Source organism: Bacteroides sp. CAG:633 (assembly GCF_000435115.1).
GTDB classification, from domain to species: Bacteria; Bacteroidota; Bacteroidia; order Bacteroidales; family Bacteroidaceae; genus Bacteroides; species Bacteroides ndongoniae.
Genome location: NZ_FR883060.1, coordinates 1 through 15,662, shown reverse-complemented (window position 1 = coordinate 15,662; position 15,662 = coordinate 1). Strand labels below are relative to the sequence as shown.

General features: G+C 41.6%; 15 protein-coding genes. 12 read left to right on the top strand and 3 right to left on the bottom strand.

Annotation, left to right across the window (positions count from 1 at the left end; genetic code table 11):
• Positions 1-29: 29 nt before the first annotated feature.
• Genes QVP67_RS07565 through QVP67_RS07555 form a run of 3 tightly spaced genes read right to left on the bottom strand, consistent with a single transcriptional unit; the run spans position 30 to position 908 of the window.
• A complete protein-coding gene (locus QVP67_RS07565) occupies positions 30-290 on the bottom strand; it encodes a hypothetical protein (RefSeq protein ID WP_022162967.1) in 261 nt (86 codons plus the stop codon).
• Between the two features lie 6 nt (positions 291-296).
• Positions 297-668, bottom strand: coding sequence for a phage holin family protein (locus tag QVP67_RS07560; protein ID WP_022162966.1), 372 nt, complete (start codon positions 666-668; stop codon positions 297-299).
• Positions 669-698: 30 nt separating this feature from the next.
• Positions 699-908, bottom strand: a complete 210-nt coding sequence (locus QVP67_RS07555) for a YtxH domain-containing protein (protein ID WP_022162965.1) — start codon at positions 906-908, stop codon at positions 699-701.
• Between the two features lie 297 nt (positions 909-1,205).
• Between QVP67_RS07555 and QVP67_RS07550 the strand changes: the two genes are divergently transcribed.
• From QVP67_RS07550 to QVP67_RS07495, 12 genes are all read left to right on the top strand, one after another.
• The gene (locus tag QVP67_RS07550; protein WP_022162963.1) at positions 1,206-1,712 is read left to right on the top strand and encodes an SPOR domain-containing protein; all 507 of its coding nucleotides are present in this window, start codon (positions 1,206-1,208) and stop codon (positions 1,710-1,712) included.
• Positions 1,713-1,878: 166 nt separating this feature from the next.
• Positions 1,879-3,423 carry a Gfo/Idh/MocA family oxidoreductase gene (locus tag QVP67_RS07545; RefSeq protein ID WP_022162962.1) on the top strand — a complete coding sequence of 515 codons (1,545 nt, stop codon included), beginning with the start codon at positions 1,879-1,881 and terminating at the stop codon, positions 3,421-3,423.
• Between the two features lie 121 nt (positions 3,424-3,544).
• Positions 3,545-4,375 (top strand): 3'(2'),5'-bisphosphate nucleotidase CysQ, encoded by an 831-nt coding sequence (cysQ, locus tag QVP67_RS07540; RefSeq protein ID WP_022162961.1) that lies wholly within the window; start codon positions 3,545-3,547, stop codon positions 4,373-4,375.
• 7 nt (positions 4,376-4,382) lie between these two features.
• Positions 4,383-5,939, top strand: coding sequence for an SLC13 family permease (locus QVP67_RS07535; RefSeq protein WP_022162960.1), 1,557 nt, complete (start codon positions 4,383-4,385; stop codon positions 5,937-5,939).
• Between the two features lie 12 nt (positions 5,940-5,951).
• Positions 5,952-6,560, top strand: a complete 609-nt coding sequence (gene cysC / locus QVP67_RS07530; RefSeq protein ID WP_022162959.1) for an adenylyl-sulfate kinase — start codon at positions 5,952-5,954, stop codon at positions 6,558-6,560.
• Positions 6,561-6,566: 6 nt separating this feature from the next.
• On the top strand, positions 6,567-7,478 hold the full coding sequence (gene cysD / locus QVP67_RS07525; RefSeq protein WP_022162958.1) for a sulfate adenylyltransferase subunit CysD: 912 nt from the start codon (positions 6,567-6,569) through the stop codon (positions 7,476-7,478).
• A gap of 27 nt (positions 7,479-7,505) precedes the next feature.
• On the top strand, positions 7,506-8,963 hold the full coding sequence (gene cysN / locus QVP67_RS07520) for a sulfate adenylyltransferase subunit CysN (RefSeq protein ID WP_022162957.1): 1,458 nt from the start codon (positions 7,506-7,508) through the stop codon (positions 8,961-8,963).
• Positions 8,964-8,973: 10 nt separating this feature from the next.
• Positions 8,974-10,080, top strand: a complete 1,107-nt coding sequence (locus tag QVP67_RS07515; RefSeq protein WP_022162956.1) for a sulfotransferase family protein — start codon at positions 8,974-8,976, stop codon at positions 10,078-10,080.
• A 32-nt stretch (positions 10,081-10,112) separates the two neighbouring features.
• Entirely contained in the window at positions 10,113-11,078 is a 966-nt protein-coding gene (locus QVP67_RS07510; RefSeq protein ID WP_022162955.1) for a PCMD domain-containing protein, read from the top strand.
• A 540-nt stretch (positions 11,079-11,618) separates the two neighbouring features.
• On the top strand, positions 11,619-12,863 hold the full coding sequence (locus QVP67_RS07505) for a hypothetical protein (RefSeq protein WP_022162954.1): 1,245 nt from the start codon (positions 11,619-11,621) through the stop codon (positions 12,861-12,863).
• 12 nt (positions 12,864-12,875) lie between these two features.
• On the top strand, positions 12,876-14,327 hold the full coding sequence (locus tag QVP67_RS07500) for a DUF3869 domain-containing protein (RefSeq protein WP_022162953.1): 1,452 nt from the start codon (positions 12,876-12,878) through the stop codon (positions 14,325-14,327).
• A gap of 36 nt (positions 14,328-14,363) precedes the next feature.
• Complete coding sequence (locus QVP67_RS07495) at positions 14,364-15,503, top strand: OmpA family protein (RefSeq protein ID WP_022162952.1); 1,140 nt, start codon at positions 14,364-14,366, stop codon at positions 15,501-15,503.
• Positions 15,504-15,662: the final 159 nt, after the last annotated feature.

Sequence of the window (15,662 nt, the reverse complement as noted above, 5' to 3'; positions counted from 1 at the left end):
TTATTCTTAAATCAATTCAAAACAGTTTCTTAGTATTTTCTTAAGAATCTTCTGAGCCTTTTCATGAGCTTCAGCCCCATCATGGCTCCGTCGAATACAGCCATGCCCGTATTGAAGGCTCGCATGATGGCGCCCGTCTTGCTTGTGGCAGGGGCAAGTGGTGCAACGAGGCTGCGGGTTAGCTCAGTCATAACCTCTTTTTGCTGAAGAATGGCCTGGCGCAGTTCTTTCTTCTGCTGTGCGATGCTTTCGAGTGTCAGCGGAGGGGTGGGTGTATTGTTTTGATCCATAGCCTGTTATTTGTCGTTATTGGTTGTTTTGTCAAAGAATAGCCCTGCGATAAACTTCAGCATGGGGTTGATGATGATCGTTTTTCGGAAGCTGATAAGCAGCACGATGAGCAGAACGTGGAAGCAAGCGATGATGCCGAAGCTTGTCGTTACGCCTCCCACGTAGGGAGTCAGCATGTAGGCGATTGTGAAGGATAGGTAAAACAAAGCCACCATGCCTAGTATGATAACCGTCAGCACCAGTATGAGCGTGGAAAGCAATACGGTCAGCTTTTCGGTGATCTCCAGCTTGGTGTATTGCTTTTGCAACTCCAGATATTTCTTGAACTCAATAAACAGTTGCTGTATGTTTTCAATGCTTTTATCGTCTGCAAACATGATGGCTTTTGTCTTTTATTAGAATGATTCTTATTCAGCTGCCTCTGCTTTTATTTCAGAAGCAATTTCGTCGACCAGATCTTCCATTTCGTTTCGATTCAGGCGGATGCCCTTCTTACGCAGAATATCTGCAATCTTCTGACGGGTGTCTTCTCCCTTTTCCGGAGCGAATAGAATACCAACGGCTGCACCTACTACTGCACCGCCTAAAAAAGCTGCTAAAACATTTAATCCTTTCATACTATACTCCTTTCTTTTTATTAGGTTTCTATAGCTACAAAACTAATGTTTTTTTTTGAAGTTTCTTCTGTTTCGGTCGTTTTTTTGTGGCAGATTTGTAAGTTCTGCTTATGTTTAATGTTATTTAACGGGATTGCCATACCTGCATTTGAGGTTATTGGCGTACCTTTGCTCCTTAAATGAAGGAACTTTGCACTTTTTGTGCATTATCCTTTGAAAGATGGCGATTTTTCTATTAATTTGCCGCCAATTTTGAACACTAAGGATGATTGTTATTAAATAAAAAACTATAAGAAGATGAGAAAATTAGCAGTTTTAGGTATGGGAGTGTGCGTGCTATTGGCATTCTCCTCCTGTAAGTCGAGTGAAAGTGCTTATAAAAAGGCCTACGAGAAAGCTAAACAGCAGGAATTGGCTGATAGCCAGAATGTAACTCCGGCAGAAGAAGTTGCTCCGGTGGTAAGCGCCCCTGTAGAAACGAAGGTGGTAGAAAGTGCACCGGCGGCTGATGTACGTCAGGAGAAAGTTACAGTTGTAACAGGCAATGAAAATGGCTTAAAGGATTACAGCGTAGTGTGCGGAAGCTTTGGAGTAAAAGCCAATGCGGATAATCTGAAGAGCTTCTTGGATAAAGAAGGATATAACGCTATCATTGTATTCAATTCGGAGAAAGCTATGTATCGTGTTGTTGTAAGCACATTTGCCGACAGAGCATCGGCCGCTAAGGCTCGCGACGCTTTCAAGGCTAAGTATCCTAATCGTGATGATTTCCAAGGATCTTGGTTGCTGTATCGCATCAACTAATAACAGAAATTCTTTTTGGTAATTTTATAGAAAGGGTTGAAAACCTTTCATATCGGGGCGGTGACTGGGAAGTTGCCGCTTTTTTATTTTCTAATAATTCTGTATTTAAGAAAAAAAACGTATTTTTGGCAGTTGTTTGATTATTCACCCTAAAAAATAAATTTGTATGAGAAAAATCGGTTTTTTGGTGTTGTGTGCATGCTTGGCATTAACTGCTTGCAATAACACGAAAACAGCAGAACAGCAAGTATCGGAAAATGGTACAAAATGGAGCTGGGATAAAGGTACTATTGTGGTTGAGACTCCTGAGCGTCCGGCAGGACAACAGAGTGTGATTGGTCTGGCTCTTCCGAAAATGGAAGTTGTACGTGTAGGTTTCGTTGGATTGGGTATGCGTGGCCCTGGTGCAGTAGAGCGCTTTACATACATCCCGGGTGTGGAGATTGTAGCCCTGTGCGACTATGAGAAAGAAAGAGCAGAAGCTTGCCAGAAATACTTGAAGAATGCATCAATGCCGAAAGCCGCTGTTTATTATGGCGAGAAAGGCTATGAAGAATTGTGCAAGCGTGATGATATCGACTTGGTTTATATTGCTACCGACTGGCTTCATCATTTCCCCGTAGCATTGTGTGCGATGGAGAATGGAAAGAATGTGGCGATAGAAGTGCCCTCGGCGATGAATCTGAAAGATTGCTGGACACTGATTGATATGAGCGAGAAAACACGCAAGCATTGTATGATATTGGAGAATTGTTGCTACGACTGGTTCGAAATGAATACGCTTAACATGGCTCAGCAGGGCGTGTTTGGTGAAGTGATCCGTGCGCAGGGAGCATACATTCACAATCTGGACGCTTTCTGGGATTATTATTGGAAGAATGGAGAAAGCGATAAGTTGGGCTGGCGCTTGGAGTATAATATGAAACATCGTGGTGATGTATACCCGACACATGGTCTGGGCCCAGTAGCACAAGCATTGGATATTCATCGTGGCGATCGTATGAAAACGCTGGTTGCTATGGATACGAAGTCGGTGGTAGGTAAGGCGTTAGTAGAGGAAAGAACAAAACAGCCGTGCGAAGACTTCCGCAATGGTGATCACACAACAACATTGATTCGTACGGAAAAAGGCAAGGTGATCGAAATTCAACATAACGTGATGACGCCGCAGCCTTACAATCGTCTCTATCAGCTGACAGGAACCAAGGGCTTCGCCAATAAATATCCGGTTGAAGGATATGCGTTGGATGCTGACCAGATGAAGGCATCAGGCGTTGCTCCGAAGGTGGATAATCTGAATTCACATGGTTTTATGCCGAAAGCAGAAATGGATGCATTGGTAGAAAAATATCAGCATCCTATCCTGAAGAAATATGGTGAAATGGCAAAAGAAGTTGGTGGACATGGAGGTATGGACTTTATTATGGATAGCCGTTTGGTATATTGCCTCCAAAACGGTTTGCCGCTGGATATGGATGTATACGATCTGGCAGAATGGTGCTGTTTGGCCGAATTGGGCGAGTTGTCAATGGATAACAATTGTGCTTCGGTAGCAATACCCGATTTCACCCGTGGCGAATGGGATAAAATCAAGGGCTACAAACATGCTTATGCTTCTCCTGAAGATGAAAAAGCAGCAATGGAGAAAGCACGTGCCTTTACTGCCAAGCTGAAGGAGCGTGGTGCTAAGGAATGGGCTGAGGCTCAATGATACCAAGGCAGCACAAGAGTTTGTATAATATTAAAAGAAGTTATAAAATGAAGTAGAAAACTTTCCTTACGGGGAAAGTTTTCTACTTTTGTGCTTTATCATAGAATAAGATATGAAAGCGATGGAACAACACTATATTTTGAACGCTATTGAAGCTGCCTTGCGGGCAGGAGGACAGATACTCTCCATTTATAATGATCCGTCATCGGATTTTCAGGTCGAGAGGAAAGCAGATAATTCACCTTTAACGATAGCCGACAGAAAAGCTCACGAGACAATTGTGGAAATCTTGAAAGATACTCCTTTCCCTATATTGAGCGAAGAAGGTAAAAGTTTGCCTTTTGAAATGAGAAACGGCTGGGAGACTTTGTGGATTGTGGATCCACTTGATGGAACTAAGGAGTTTATCAAGAGAAATGGAGAGTTTACGGTAAATATAGCGTTGGTCTCTAAAGGAAAACCTGTGATGGGAGTCATTTATGTTCCAGTGAAGAAAGTTCTTTATTTTGCGGAAGATACATTGGGAGCTTATAAGATAGAAGGAATAGAAGACTTGGATCACAAAAGCTTGGACGACTTGACAAGCGAAGCCGTGCGTTTGCCGGATAAAAGCATTTCTCGTACCAATTTTGTGATGGTGGCATCTCGCTCTCATCTGACTTCCGAAACCGAAAATTATATCGATAAAATGCGTGCCGTGCATGGCGATTTGGAACTGGTATCGATAGGTAGCTCGCTGAAGATATGTCTGGTTGCCGAAGGTCGTGCTGATGTATATCCGCGTTTTGCCCCTACAATGGAATGGGATACTGCTGCCGGACATGCCATTGCAAGCGCTGCAGGAATGGAAGTTTATCAGGCAGAAACCGATCTTCCTTTGCAATACAATAAACAGGATTTGCTTAATCCTTGGTTTGTGGTAGAGAAGAAACATGAACGTGAAATAAAATAGTGATTGTATGACATTTGAAATTGCATTTGTGCTTTTGGCCCTGGTTGGGATGGTGATTGCCTTGGTGTTGGATAAAATGCGCCCGGGCATGATCTTATTTTCAGTTGTCGTATTATTCCTTTGTGCAGGTATTCTGACTCCGAAAGAAATGCTTGAAGGTTTCAGTAACAAAGGGATGATAACGGTAGCGATGCTTTTTCTGGTAAGTGAAGGAATTCGTCAGTCGGGTGCATTGGGGCAGCTTATCAAACGATTGCTTCCACAGGGGAAAACCACTGTTTTCAAGGCACAATTGCGTATGTTGCCTACCATATCATTTATATCGGCTTTTTTGAATAACACACCGGTAGTGGTTATTTTTGCACCTATTATTAAGCGTTGGGCCGAATCGGTGAAATTGCCTGCTACGAAATTTCTGATACCGCTTTCTTATGTTACGATTTTAGGAGGTATCTGTACGTTGATAGGTACGTCGACAAATCTGGTAGTGCATGGTATGATACTTGAGTCGGGGCACGAAGGATTTACGATGTTTGAGTTGGGAAAAGTAGGTATATTCATTGCAGTGGCAGGAATCATTTATCTGTTGCTTTTCTCTTCTAAACTATTGCCAGATACGCGTAAAGATGCTGTGAAGGATGAAGAAGAGGCCGAAGAACATAACAGTGATTTGCATACTGTCGAGGTCGTGTTGGGCGCTCGTTTCCCTGGTATTAATAAAAAGTTAAAGGACTTCAACTTCAAACGGCATTATGGCGCGGAGGTCAAGGAAATAAAGCGTAATGGCCAGAGCATTGCCCGAAATCTGGAAGGAGAACATTTTCGTGAAGGAGATACGCTTGTGTTGATGGCCGATGACTCGTTTGTGCAGACGTGGGGTGAATCTTCAGTCTTTGTGCTCTTGGCCAATGGCAAAGATACAGAGCCTGTTCCTAGCAAAAGGAAACGGTGGTTTGCCCTGACGTTGTTGATTCTGATGATTGTAGGAGCTACCGTAGGCGAATTGCCTATTGTGAAAGAAATGTTTCCTGAAATAAAATTAGATATGTTCTTCTTTGTTTCTGTGACTACTATTATTATGGCATGGACGAAGATTTTCCCTGCTCGCAAATATACGAAGTACATTTCGTGGGATATCCTGATAACGATTGCTTGTGCTTTTGCGATCAGCAAGGCAATGGTCAATTCGGGAGTGGCTGATGCGGTGGCAAGCTATATCATAGGTATGACCGAGCATTATGGTCCTCAAGTATTACTGGCAGCAGTGTTCATCATAACGAATTTGTTTACAGAACTGATTACTAATAATGCGGCGGCGGCTTTGGCATTTCCGTTAGCATTGTCTATTTCTTCTCAATTGGGAGTCGATCCGATGCCATTTTTTGTTGTGATCTGTATGGCAGCGTCGGCCAGTTTCTCTACTCCGATTGGATATCAGACTAACCTGATTGTGCAAGGTATAGGAAATTATAAGTTTACAGATTTTGTACGTATTGGTTTACCATTGAATATTATTACATTCTTAATTTCAATTTTTCTTGTGCCATTGATTTGGCCATTTTAATTCGTAAGGATTATGACAGAGGATGAAAATCATATATATCCTATCTTTGACAGAATGCTGACAAGGCAGGATAAAGAATCGCTTTTAAGACAACACGGGGTGATGGTTTGGTTTACAGGCCTGAGCGGATCGGGTAAAAGTACCATTGCCATAGCGTTGGAGCGTGAATTGCACAAGCGAGGGTTACTGTGTCGCATATTGGATGGTGATAACATCCGTTCGGGTATTAATAACAATCTGGGTTTTTCGGAGGCAGATCGGGTGGAAAACATCCGTCGTATAGCTGAGGTATCCAAACTGTTTATTGATACGGGCATTGTGACAATCGCCGCTTTTATCAGCCCTAACAATGATATTCGCGAAATGGCTGCCAACATTATAGGAAAGGAAGACTTTCTGGAGATATATGTTAGCACTCCGCTTGAGGAGTGTGAACGGCGGGATGTCAAAGGGCTTTATGCCAAAGCACGCCGTGGTGAGATTAAAAACTTTACAGGAATATCTGCTCCATTTGAAGCACCGGTGCATCCAGCTCTGACACTCGACACATCGTTGTTGAGCCTGGAAGAGTCGGTCAATCGCCTGTTGGAGCTTGTTTTACCAAGAATTCAGAAGAAATAGTATAAAATGGAAGAAAGTTATAAGTTAAGTCATTTGAAGGAACTTGAGGCTGAATCGATTCACATCATACGTGAAGTGGCTGCCGAGTTCGAGAATCCTGTGATGTTATATAGCATCGGTAAGGATTCGTCCGTCATGGTTCGTTTGGCCGAGAAGGCTTTTTATCCGGGTAAGGTACCCTTCCCGCTGATGCATATCGACTCGAAGTGGAAGTTTAAGGAAATGATCCAGTTCCGCGATGAATATGCCAAGAAGTACGGATGGAATCTGATTGTTGAGAGCAATATGGAGGCTTTCCGGGCAGGAGTAGGCCCCTTTACGCACGGTAGTAAGGTGCATACCGACTTGATGAAAACGCAGGCTTTGCTTCATGCGCTCGATAAGTATAAATTCGATGCAGCATTTGGTGGAGCACGTCGTGATGAGGAAAAGTCGCGTGCCAAAGAGCGTATCTTTTCTTTCCGTGACCGCTTCCATCAGTGGGATCCGAAGAATCAACGACCCGAATTGTGGGATATATATAATGCCCGTGTGCATAAAGGCGAGAGTATTCGTGTCTTCCCATTGAGCAACTGGACGGAGTTAGACATCTGGCAATATATCCGTTTGGAGAATATTCCTATTGTGCCTTTGTATTTCGCCAAGGAACGTCCTTGTGTAGAGATAGACGGTAATCTGATTATGGCCGACGACGACCGCTTACCCGAACAATATCGCGATAAAATCAAGATGCGTATGGTGCGCTTCCGTACGTTGGGCTGTTGGCCGTTGACAGGCGCGGTAGAAAGTAATGCTGATACGATAGAGAAAATCGTAGAAGAGATGATGACTACTACCAAGAGCGAACGTACTACACGTGTGATAGACTTCGATCAGGAAGCCAGCATGGAGCAGAAGAAACGCGAAGGTTATTTTTAAGGATTTTGGCTATTAAGATGAAAGAAAATGGAGAATAATTTAGATATAAAGGCATTCTTGGATAAGGATGAACAGAAAGATCTGCTTCGTTTCTTAACCGCAGGTTCGGTAGACGACGGGAAGTCTACCTTGATAGGCCGGCTTTTGTTCGACAGTAAGAAATTGTACGAAGACCAACTTGATGCTTTGGAGCGTGACAGCAAGAGAATGGGAAATGCTGGCGAGCACATAGATTATGCTTTGTTGCTAGATGGATTGAAGGCAGAGCGCGAGCAGGGTATTACCATCGATGTGGCCTATCGCTATTTTTCTACCAACAATCGAAAGTTTATCATTGCCGATACTCCGGGGCATGAACAATATACTCGTAATATGATTACAGGCGGATCTACTGCCAATCTTGCGATTATTTTGGTCGATGCACGCACGGGCGTTATTACTCAGACGCGTCGACATACTTTTTTGGTCTCTCTGCTGGGCATCAAACATGTAGTATTGGCGGTGAACAAGATGGACCTTGTAGGCTTTTCGAAAGAGTGTTTCGACAAGATTGTGAAAGACTATCTCGACTTTGTTACTCCATTGGGTATTCCTGATGTGACATGTATTCCACTTTCTGCTTTGGAAGGTGATAATGTGGTTGTAAAATCAGAACGTACTCCTTGGTATCAGGGTACCTCTTTGCTCGACTTCTTGGAAACGGTGCATATTGACAATGATCATAATTTGAATGATTTCCGCTTCCCTGTTCAGTATGTATTGCGTCCAAATCTTGATTTCCGGGGATTCAGTGGTAAGGTTGCTTCGGGAGTTGTTCGCAAGGGAGATGAAGTTATGGCTTTGCCTTCAGGTAAAAAGTCACGTATCAAGAGCATTGTTACTTATGACGGAGATTTAGAGTATGCTTTTCCTCCTCAGTCGGTAACACTTACTTTAGAAGATGAAATTGATGTTTCGAGAGGTGAAATGCTGGTTCATCCTGATAATATGCCTATTATGGACCGCAATTTCGAAGCCATGATGGTGTGGATGGATGAAGAACCGATGGACATGAATAAATCGTTTTTCATTAAACAAACTACCAATTTGAGCCGTACACGCATTGATAATATCAAGTATAAGGTAGATGTCAATACGATGGAACATCTTTCTGTAGAAAACGGGCAACTGGACAAGAAAGACGAGCCTATGCAGTTGAATCAGATAGCACGTGTGGTATTGACTACGGCTAAAGAACTCTTTTTCGACCCTTACTCGAAAAACAAGGCTACAGGTTCTTTTATTCTGATTGATCCGATCAGTAACAATACGAGTGCAGTCGGCATGATTATCGATCGGATAGAGGATAAGGACATGCATCTGGACGAATCGGTACCTGTATTGAATTTGCCCAAGATGGGAATCGCTTCCGATCAATATGAAGTCATCGAAAAGGCTGTAAAAGAACTGGAGCGTCAAGGCATTGAAGTAAAAGTCATTAAATAAGGAAAAGTTTATGGGATTATTAGAATTCAGTAAATTACCAATAAATACATTGGTAGGTGCTGACTGGAAGACTTTTAAGGACATAACAGAAGGCAGGGAAATAGATGCTGCATATAAAGGTAAGTATCGTTTGACGAAGGCGGTATGCCGTTTGCTGTCTCCGTTGTCCGCTTTGCAAGACCGACGCTATGAGAAGATGCTGGCCGACAAACCGTTGGAGCACGATCCTGTATTTATCTTGGGACATTGGCGCAGTGGGACTACTTTTGTTCACAACGTTTTTTCGTGCGATAAGCATTTTGGCTACAATACAACTTATCAGACAGTATTTCCACATCTGATGATGTGGGGGCAGCCTTTTTTCAAGAAGAATATGAGCTGGCTGATGCCCGATAAACGTCCGACTGATAATATGGAGTTGGCTGTCGATCTTCCTCAGGAAGAAGAGTTTGCCTTGGCCAATATGATGCCCTATACCTATTATAACTTTTGGTTTCTTCCAAAATATCAGCAAGAATATGCCGACAAGTATCTTCTTTTTGACGACATAACAGATGCCGAATTGAAAGTTTTTGAGGAGACTTTTGTCAAGTTGATAAAGATTTCGTTGTGGAATACCCATGGTACCCAGTTCTTGAGTAAGAATCCGCCTCATACAGGACGTGTAAAGGAATTGGTGAAAATGTTTCCCAATGCGAAATTTATCTATCTGATGCGTAATCCTTATACTGTTTTCGAGAGTACGCGTAGTTTCTTTACCAATACAATTCAGCCTTTGAAACTACAGGATATCAGCAATGAACAACTCGAACAGAATATATTGTCGATATATGCCAAGTTGTATCATAAATACGAGGCTGATAAGTCGTGTATTCCTGCAGGCAACCTGATTGAAGTGAAATTTGAGGATTTCGAGGCTGATGCTATGGGGATGACAGAACATATCTATAAAGAACTGAATATACCAGGTTTTGCTGCTTCGCGTGCTGATATTGAAAAGTATGTAGGCGGAAAGAAGGGTTATAAGAAGAATAAATATAAGTATGATGACCGCACTGTGCAGCTTGTCCAGGACAATTGGGGATTTGCGTTGAAGCAGTGGGGATATGAACTTTAAAGAAAGTAACTGTTATTGAAAGGAGGAGAATTATGTTGCAAAAGAAAATATGGGGATGGGGGATGTTGTTTGCATTGAGCTGTCCTATGGTATCTGCCCAACAGCATACAACAGAAATGCTTCCCTTTGGCAATATGGATCAGTGGATTGACCGTCAGATTAAGGAATCGGGTATTATTGGTGGAGAGACCAAACATGTTTATGCTATAGGCCCTACTACTACAATTGCGGACAATAGCGCATATAAGAATATGGGAGGCTCTCCATGGGCTACTTCAAATGTTATGGCACGTGTAGCGGGAATTACGAAGACAAATACCTCTGTATTTCCTGAACAACGGGGAGATGGTTTCTGCGCCCGCATGGATACACGTATGGAGAGTGTAAAAGTCTTTGGATTGGTGGATATTACTGTGCTGGCTGCAGGATCCATGTTTTTAGGCGAGGTACACGAGCCTATCAAAGGAACGAAGAATCCACAAAAAATGTTGGATTCGGGTATACCTTATACTAAGAAACCGGTGGCTATTCAGTTCGATTATAAAGTGAAAATGTCCGACCGTGAGAAGCGTATTCGTGCAACAGGATTCAGTCGCATTACCGATGTGGAGGGAAAAGACTTTCCTGAGGTAAACCTTTTCTTGCAGAAGCGATGGGAAGATAAAGATGGTAATATCTATGCCAAGCGTATCGGTACAATGGTTGTTCGCTATTATAAGACCACTGATGAATGGCGCAATAATGCAACGTATGCCATTATGTATGGTGATATTACGGGGGATCCTGCGTATAAACCTCACATGATGCGTTTGCAGGTAATCGAACGTTATGCAGTGAATAGTAAGGGTGAAAGTGTTCCGGTTAAGGAAGTGGCGTGGGGAGAGCCTGATGAGACTCCTACGCATCTGTTGCTCCAATTCACTTCAAGTCATGGTGGTGCATATATAGGATCTCCAGGGAATACTCTTTGGATTGATAATGTAAAGCTCGTATATTAATACGGGCTTTTTTTATGAAGTGTTTTGAATCTTCTGTGAACATAAAAGTATGAACAGTTGTTTCATAGTGAAAAGCAATTATTGCCTCCTTCTATTTTGAAGAAAATAATTATATTGAAAGCACTAATATTTAATGTTGGAGTCTTAAAATGTTATTGTAGGCAGTTTATGTTACACTGTTTTTGAATAAAAGAAATAGCTTTATGAATGTTTAGGAATAAACTGTGGCTCGTATAGAAAAATGAAATGAAATAAAAGAAAATCAAGATAGAATGTTGTGGTAGGCCAGTATAAAGTGACTGTTTTGTATGAATATCAGGAAAATGAAAATAATTAGCTATGCGTATAAGAGATTATATTTAGAATAAAAAATAGGTTCGGATAGCATTAGCACATGATATGTACTCCCTTTAAATGACTAAATAATGTGATCTGTGAAAAAATAGATACAGACTGGCCAATTTTCATATGATTTTCTTTGGTATTATTAAAAATGTATTTATTTTTGCACCGTATTTTTGTTATACGAAAGTTAAACGAATGAGGTGTAATAGCTCTAATACAACTAAGCGCCCAACTATAGGATTTATAGTTTATTATAGTGCGTTCTTTCTTCTCTGTTTATTCCCTTTGAAGGGGTTTTCGCAGGATGGGGATAGGACTGTAGACGCTTTAGTTGAGATGGGCTTTGAAAATGTTGGATGGGCGGACGATGGCAACGAACGCATATATACCTTGCAAAACTCTGCATACCGTTTGAATGGAGTGGGGATTGGGAAGGCTGTAGATGTGATTCGTGAAATAGGGCTTCCTGAAGGGAAACCTTGTCGCATTATCGTTTTGGACAACAACATCCCTCAGATTTCTCTTTGCTTTCTGCCTGTGTGGGAAGATAGTGTATATACAGGTGAACGCCGTGATTGGCACGTAAGTTACGATTTGGGCGGCACTTGGAAGAAGATGCGGAAGGTTAAGAAGAAAAATAGTTCTTTGTTTAAGGTTGATATTTTGGTCTATCCTCAACTGTCGTTCAAGAACTTGATTATTACGCAGATTTATCAGGCGTTGTTCGACTTAAGTCCAGCGATAGAAGTGTCGTTGTGGAAAGGAATGAAACTTACTGGTCAGTTAGTGATTCCTGTTTATAATGATGGATATGGACGATTGGAAGAGGTGGTGCATCCGGGGCATTTGACGGTGTCGCAAAGTTTTCGCTTGCCATATAATGTTTTTGGTAAGTTGACGGCGGGATTTTTCAATGCAAACCAATATGGTGTCGATTTGGATATGGCATATCGTTTTAGAGACGAGCGTTTTTCCCTATTGGCACGAGTTGGAGCTACCGGAAACGGTTATTGGGATGCATTTACTTATCATTACGATCCGACTATCTCTTTTACTTGGACGCTTGGAGGAAGCTTTTATTGGCCTCAATACAATACGCAGTTTAACTTGAAGGTAGAACGGTATCTGCAGAAGGAAGTGGGTGCGAAGTTTGAAGTCATACGCCATTTTCGCTATTGCTCTATTGGACTTTATGCGATGAAAGCAAAAGGGATCAATATCAATGGTGGTTGGCGTTTTCAGGTCGCCTTGCCTCCCTATAAGTATAAAAGAACTAAACATTGGCCGAGGGTGATGCTCTCGCGGAATTTTGGAATTTTGTATAATGCAGGTAACGAACAGCAATACTATAAACAGTATAAAGCTGAGGCGAGTGATAATATAATGAAAGAAAATAGTTTTAATCCATATTTTATTAAGTCAGAATTGTTAAATTTTTAATTTATTATTGAGATGAAAAGAATGAAATTCTTGAACGGTATTGGTGCAATGTTTGCGCTGGCCGTAGTAGCTTTGGCTACAACTCTTACTTCTTGCGAGAAAGAGGATTTCAACGTTAACGTTGAACCGATTAATGCGCAAGCTGAAATTAGACCGACAGTACTTTATGTTGATGAGAATTCAACTACAGATGTAACAGATGCTGCGTCCATTTCTTATTCAGAAGGTCCTACTTTTACAGGAAATCCAGGATTATCTGCTAAAGAAGTTACGGTGACAGCCTCTTATAACGGTATCACCAATACAGCTAAGGTTAGTGTTCCTGCTTTGCAAGCTGGTCAATATCTGACTTTAAGTACTACTATCATTCTTCAGAAAGAAGCACCTGCACCTGTAAATGCCAAAGCTGAAATTAAGCCGGTTGTGCTTTATGTTGCAGATGGTGTAACAACAGACGTTACAGATAAAGCTGAAATCGTATTCGATCCTGCAAATGGTGGTGTATTTGAAGGTGCTCCTGAATTAGCTGCTACATTGTCCAAAATTACAGCTACTTATGAAGGTGTATCTGCAACTATTAGTGTAAATGTTCCTGCTTTAGCTGCCGGACAATCTGCAACTATGTCTCCTACTATTATTTTGCAAAAGCAAGTAGGTAATGCACGTGTTGAAGTAAAACCGGTTGTGCTTTATATGACTAAAGTGGCTGTGATTGATGTAACTGCATCTGCTGAAATTGTATTCGATCCAGCTAATAATGGTATTTTCGAAGGAACTCCCGCAATAGAAGCTACTACTTCTAAGGTAACAGCAACTTATAATGATATTGAAGGAAGTGTAACAGTAAATGTTCCTGCATTGGCTGCTGGACAATATACAACTTTAACACCGACTATTTTACTTGTTGAACAGGAAGAACCGGTTGACCCGAGCGAGCCTATCGTTTCAATTGAAGTAGAACCAAGTAAAACTATAAATGTGAAAGGTGAGTCTGATTATTTGGAAAATCAATCTGATTTCTGGTGGTATGGAAGTGTAACATATACTCATAAACAAGGTTCGAAGATTGTAAACAAAGACATAAAAACAACAGATTTTGATGAAATAAGTAAAATAGGTGGATTTATCAATACTTTGGATCAGACTTATGTAGAAAATCAGTTGACTAAAAATGAAGTTCCTGTTTATTCTCACTCTAGAACGATTGCTTTTGTAGATTATACTATTATTGAAACAATTTACACTTTCTATCGTGTGACAGAAACTCCGGATACCCGTTCTACTATTACTAAAGAGGTAATCGCTACTGTTACTACAGAAGAGTATTCAACTCTCTTCACTCTGAAGCATAGTCAGCAGATACCGGGTCACGGTCACGCTCCTGCAGGTCACGGTCATGGTTATGACCATGGTCACGGTCATGGTACAGGCAACGCCGGTGGTGGTATCGTAATTCCTGATTAATTAGTTTGTCAAGTCATATTTTAAACCGAGAGAAAAATGAAAAGTAAATTTATAATGGCTTCATTGTTACTTGCAGGTGCATGCTTGACAATGAATGCGCAAGAAAAAGATAAATATTATACCGAGAAAGGTTCGGATAATATTTTTGTAGGAGTTGGTGTCGGCGGTATGGCTGTCTTCAACGATGGTATGAATACTCCGACTTTCAATTTCAATGTTTCAGTAGGCAAGTATATCAATCCGGTTTGGGGTGTTCGTGGTCAGATTGGTGGACTGTGGCAAAGCCTGGATAAGCAGGATAACGATTACTATGGTTATTGCAAGAAGTTCGGTGAAATCAATCTGGACGCTATGCTGAATCTGATTAACTTGTTTGGTGGTTATAATCCGGATCGTGCTTTCAACCTTTATCTGTTTGGTGGTCCTACGATGAATATCGGTAAAGCAGTTGATACTAATATTACATTGAATCCGACAACTGGTGAGGATTCTAGAACTTATGTAGAACATGGCTTGAAAGCTCGTTTCGGTGCCACAGTTGGTTTAGGATTGGGTTATGACATTACTGACAAGTGGGCTTTGAATCTGGAAGCTCGTGCTGGTGTAACTCCTTCTATCTTCGGTGATGCAAGCGATTGCCGCAAAGCAGAAGCTACTGGTCGTTTGACAATCGGTGCTGCTTACACATTTGGTGGTAAGAAGTTTGTTCCGCTGGTTTCTAAGATTGAAAAGGACGCTATCAACGAAGAAATCAATAAGTACAGAAGCGAATTGGCAAAAGCTCAAGCTGACTTGGCTGATGCTAAGAACGCATTGGCTAACGTTAAGCCTGAAGTTAAAGAAGTTGTTAAGGAAGTACAAGTTGCTGGTCCGCGTGCTATCTTCTTCAAGATTGGTAGCGCTAAGATCGACGGCTACGGTAAGGTTAACATCCAGTTGGCTGCTAAGATCCTGAAGGCTAATCCGGATAAGAAGTACAAGATTGCTGGTTATGCTGATAAGGCTACTGGTAGCGTATCTCTGAACCAGAAGTTGTCTGAAAAACGTGCACAAGCTGTTTACGATGCTTTGGTTGCTGAAGGCGTAAATGGTGATCAGCTCGAACTCGTAGGCTTCGGTGGTACTGAAAACATGTTCGGTAAGAACTATCTGAACCGTGTTGTTATTCTTGAATAATACGATAGCAGATATATAATATAGAAAAGGGCGGACTTTGGTTCGCCCTTTTTTATTGTTATTGTGTAATCTTCCGAAATCCAACTTGGGCTGCGATTTTTTTCTAACTGGAGAAAAATTTTTTCCTAACGTAAGTATTCGGCCAACTACAGGTATTAA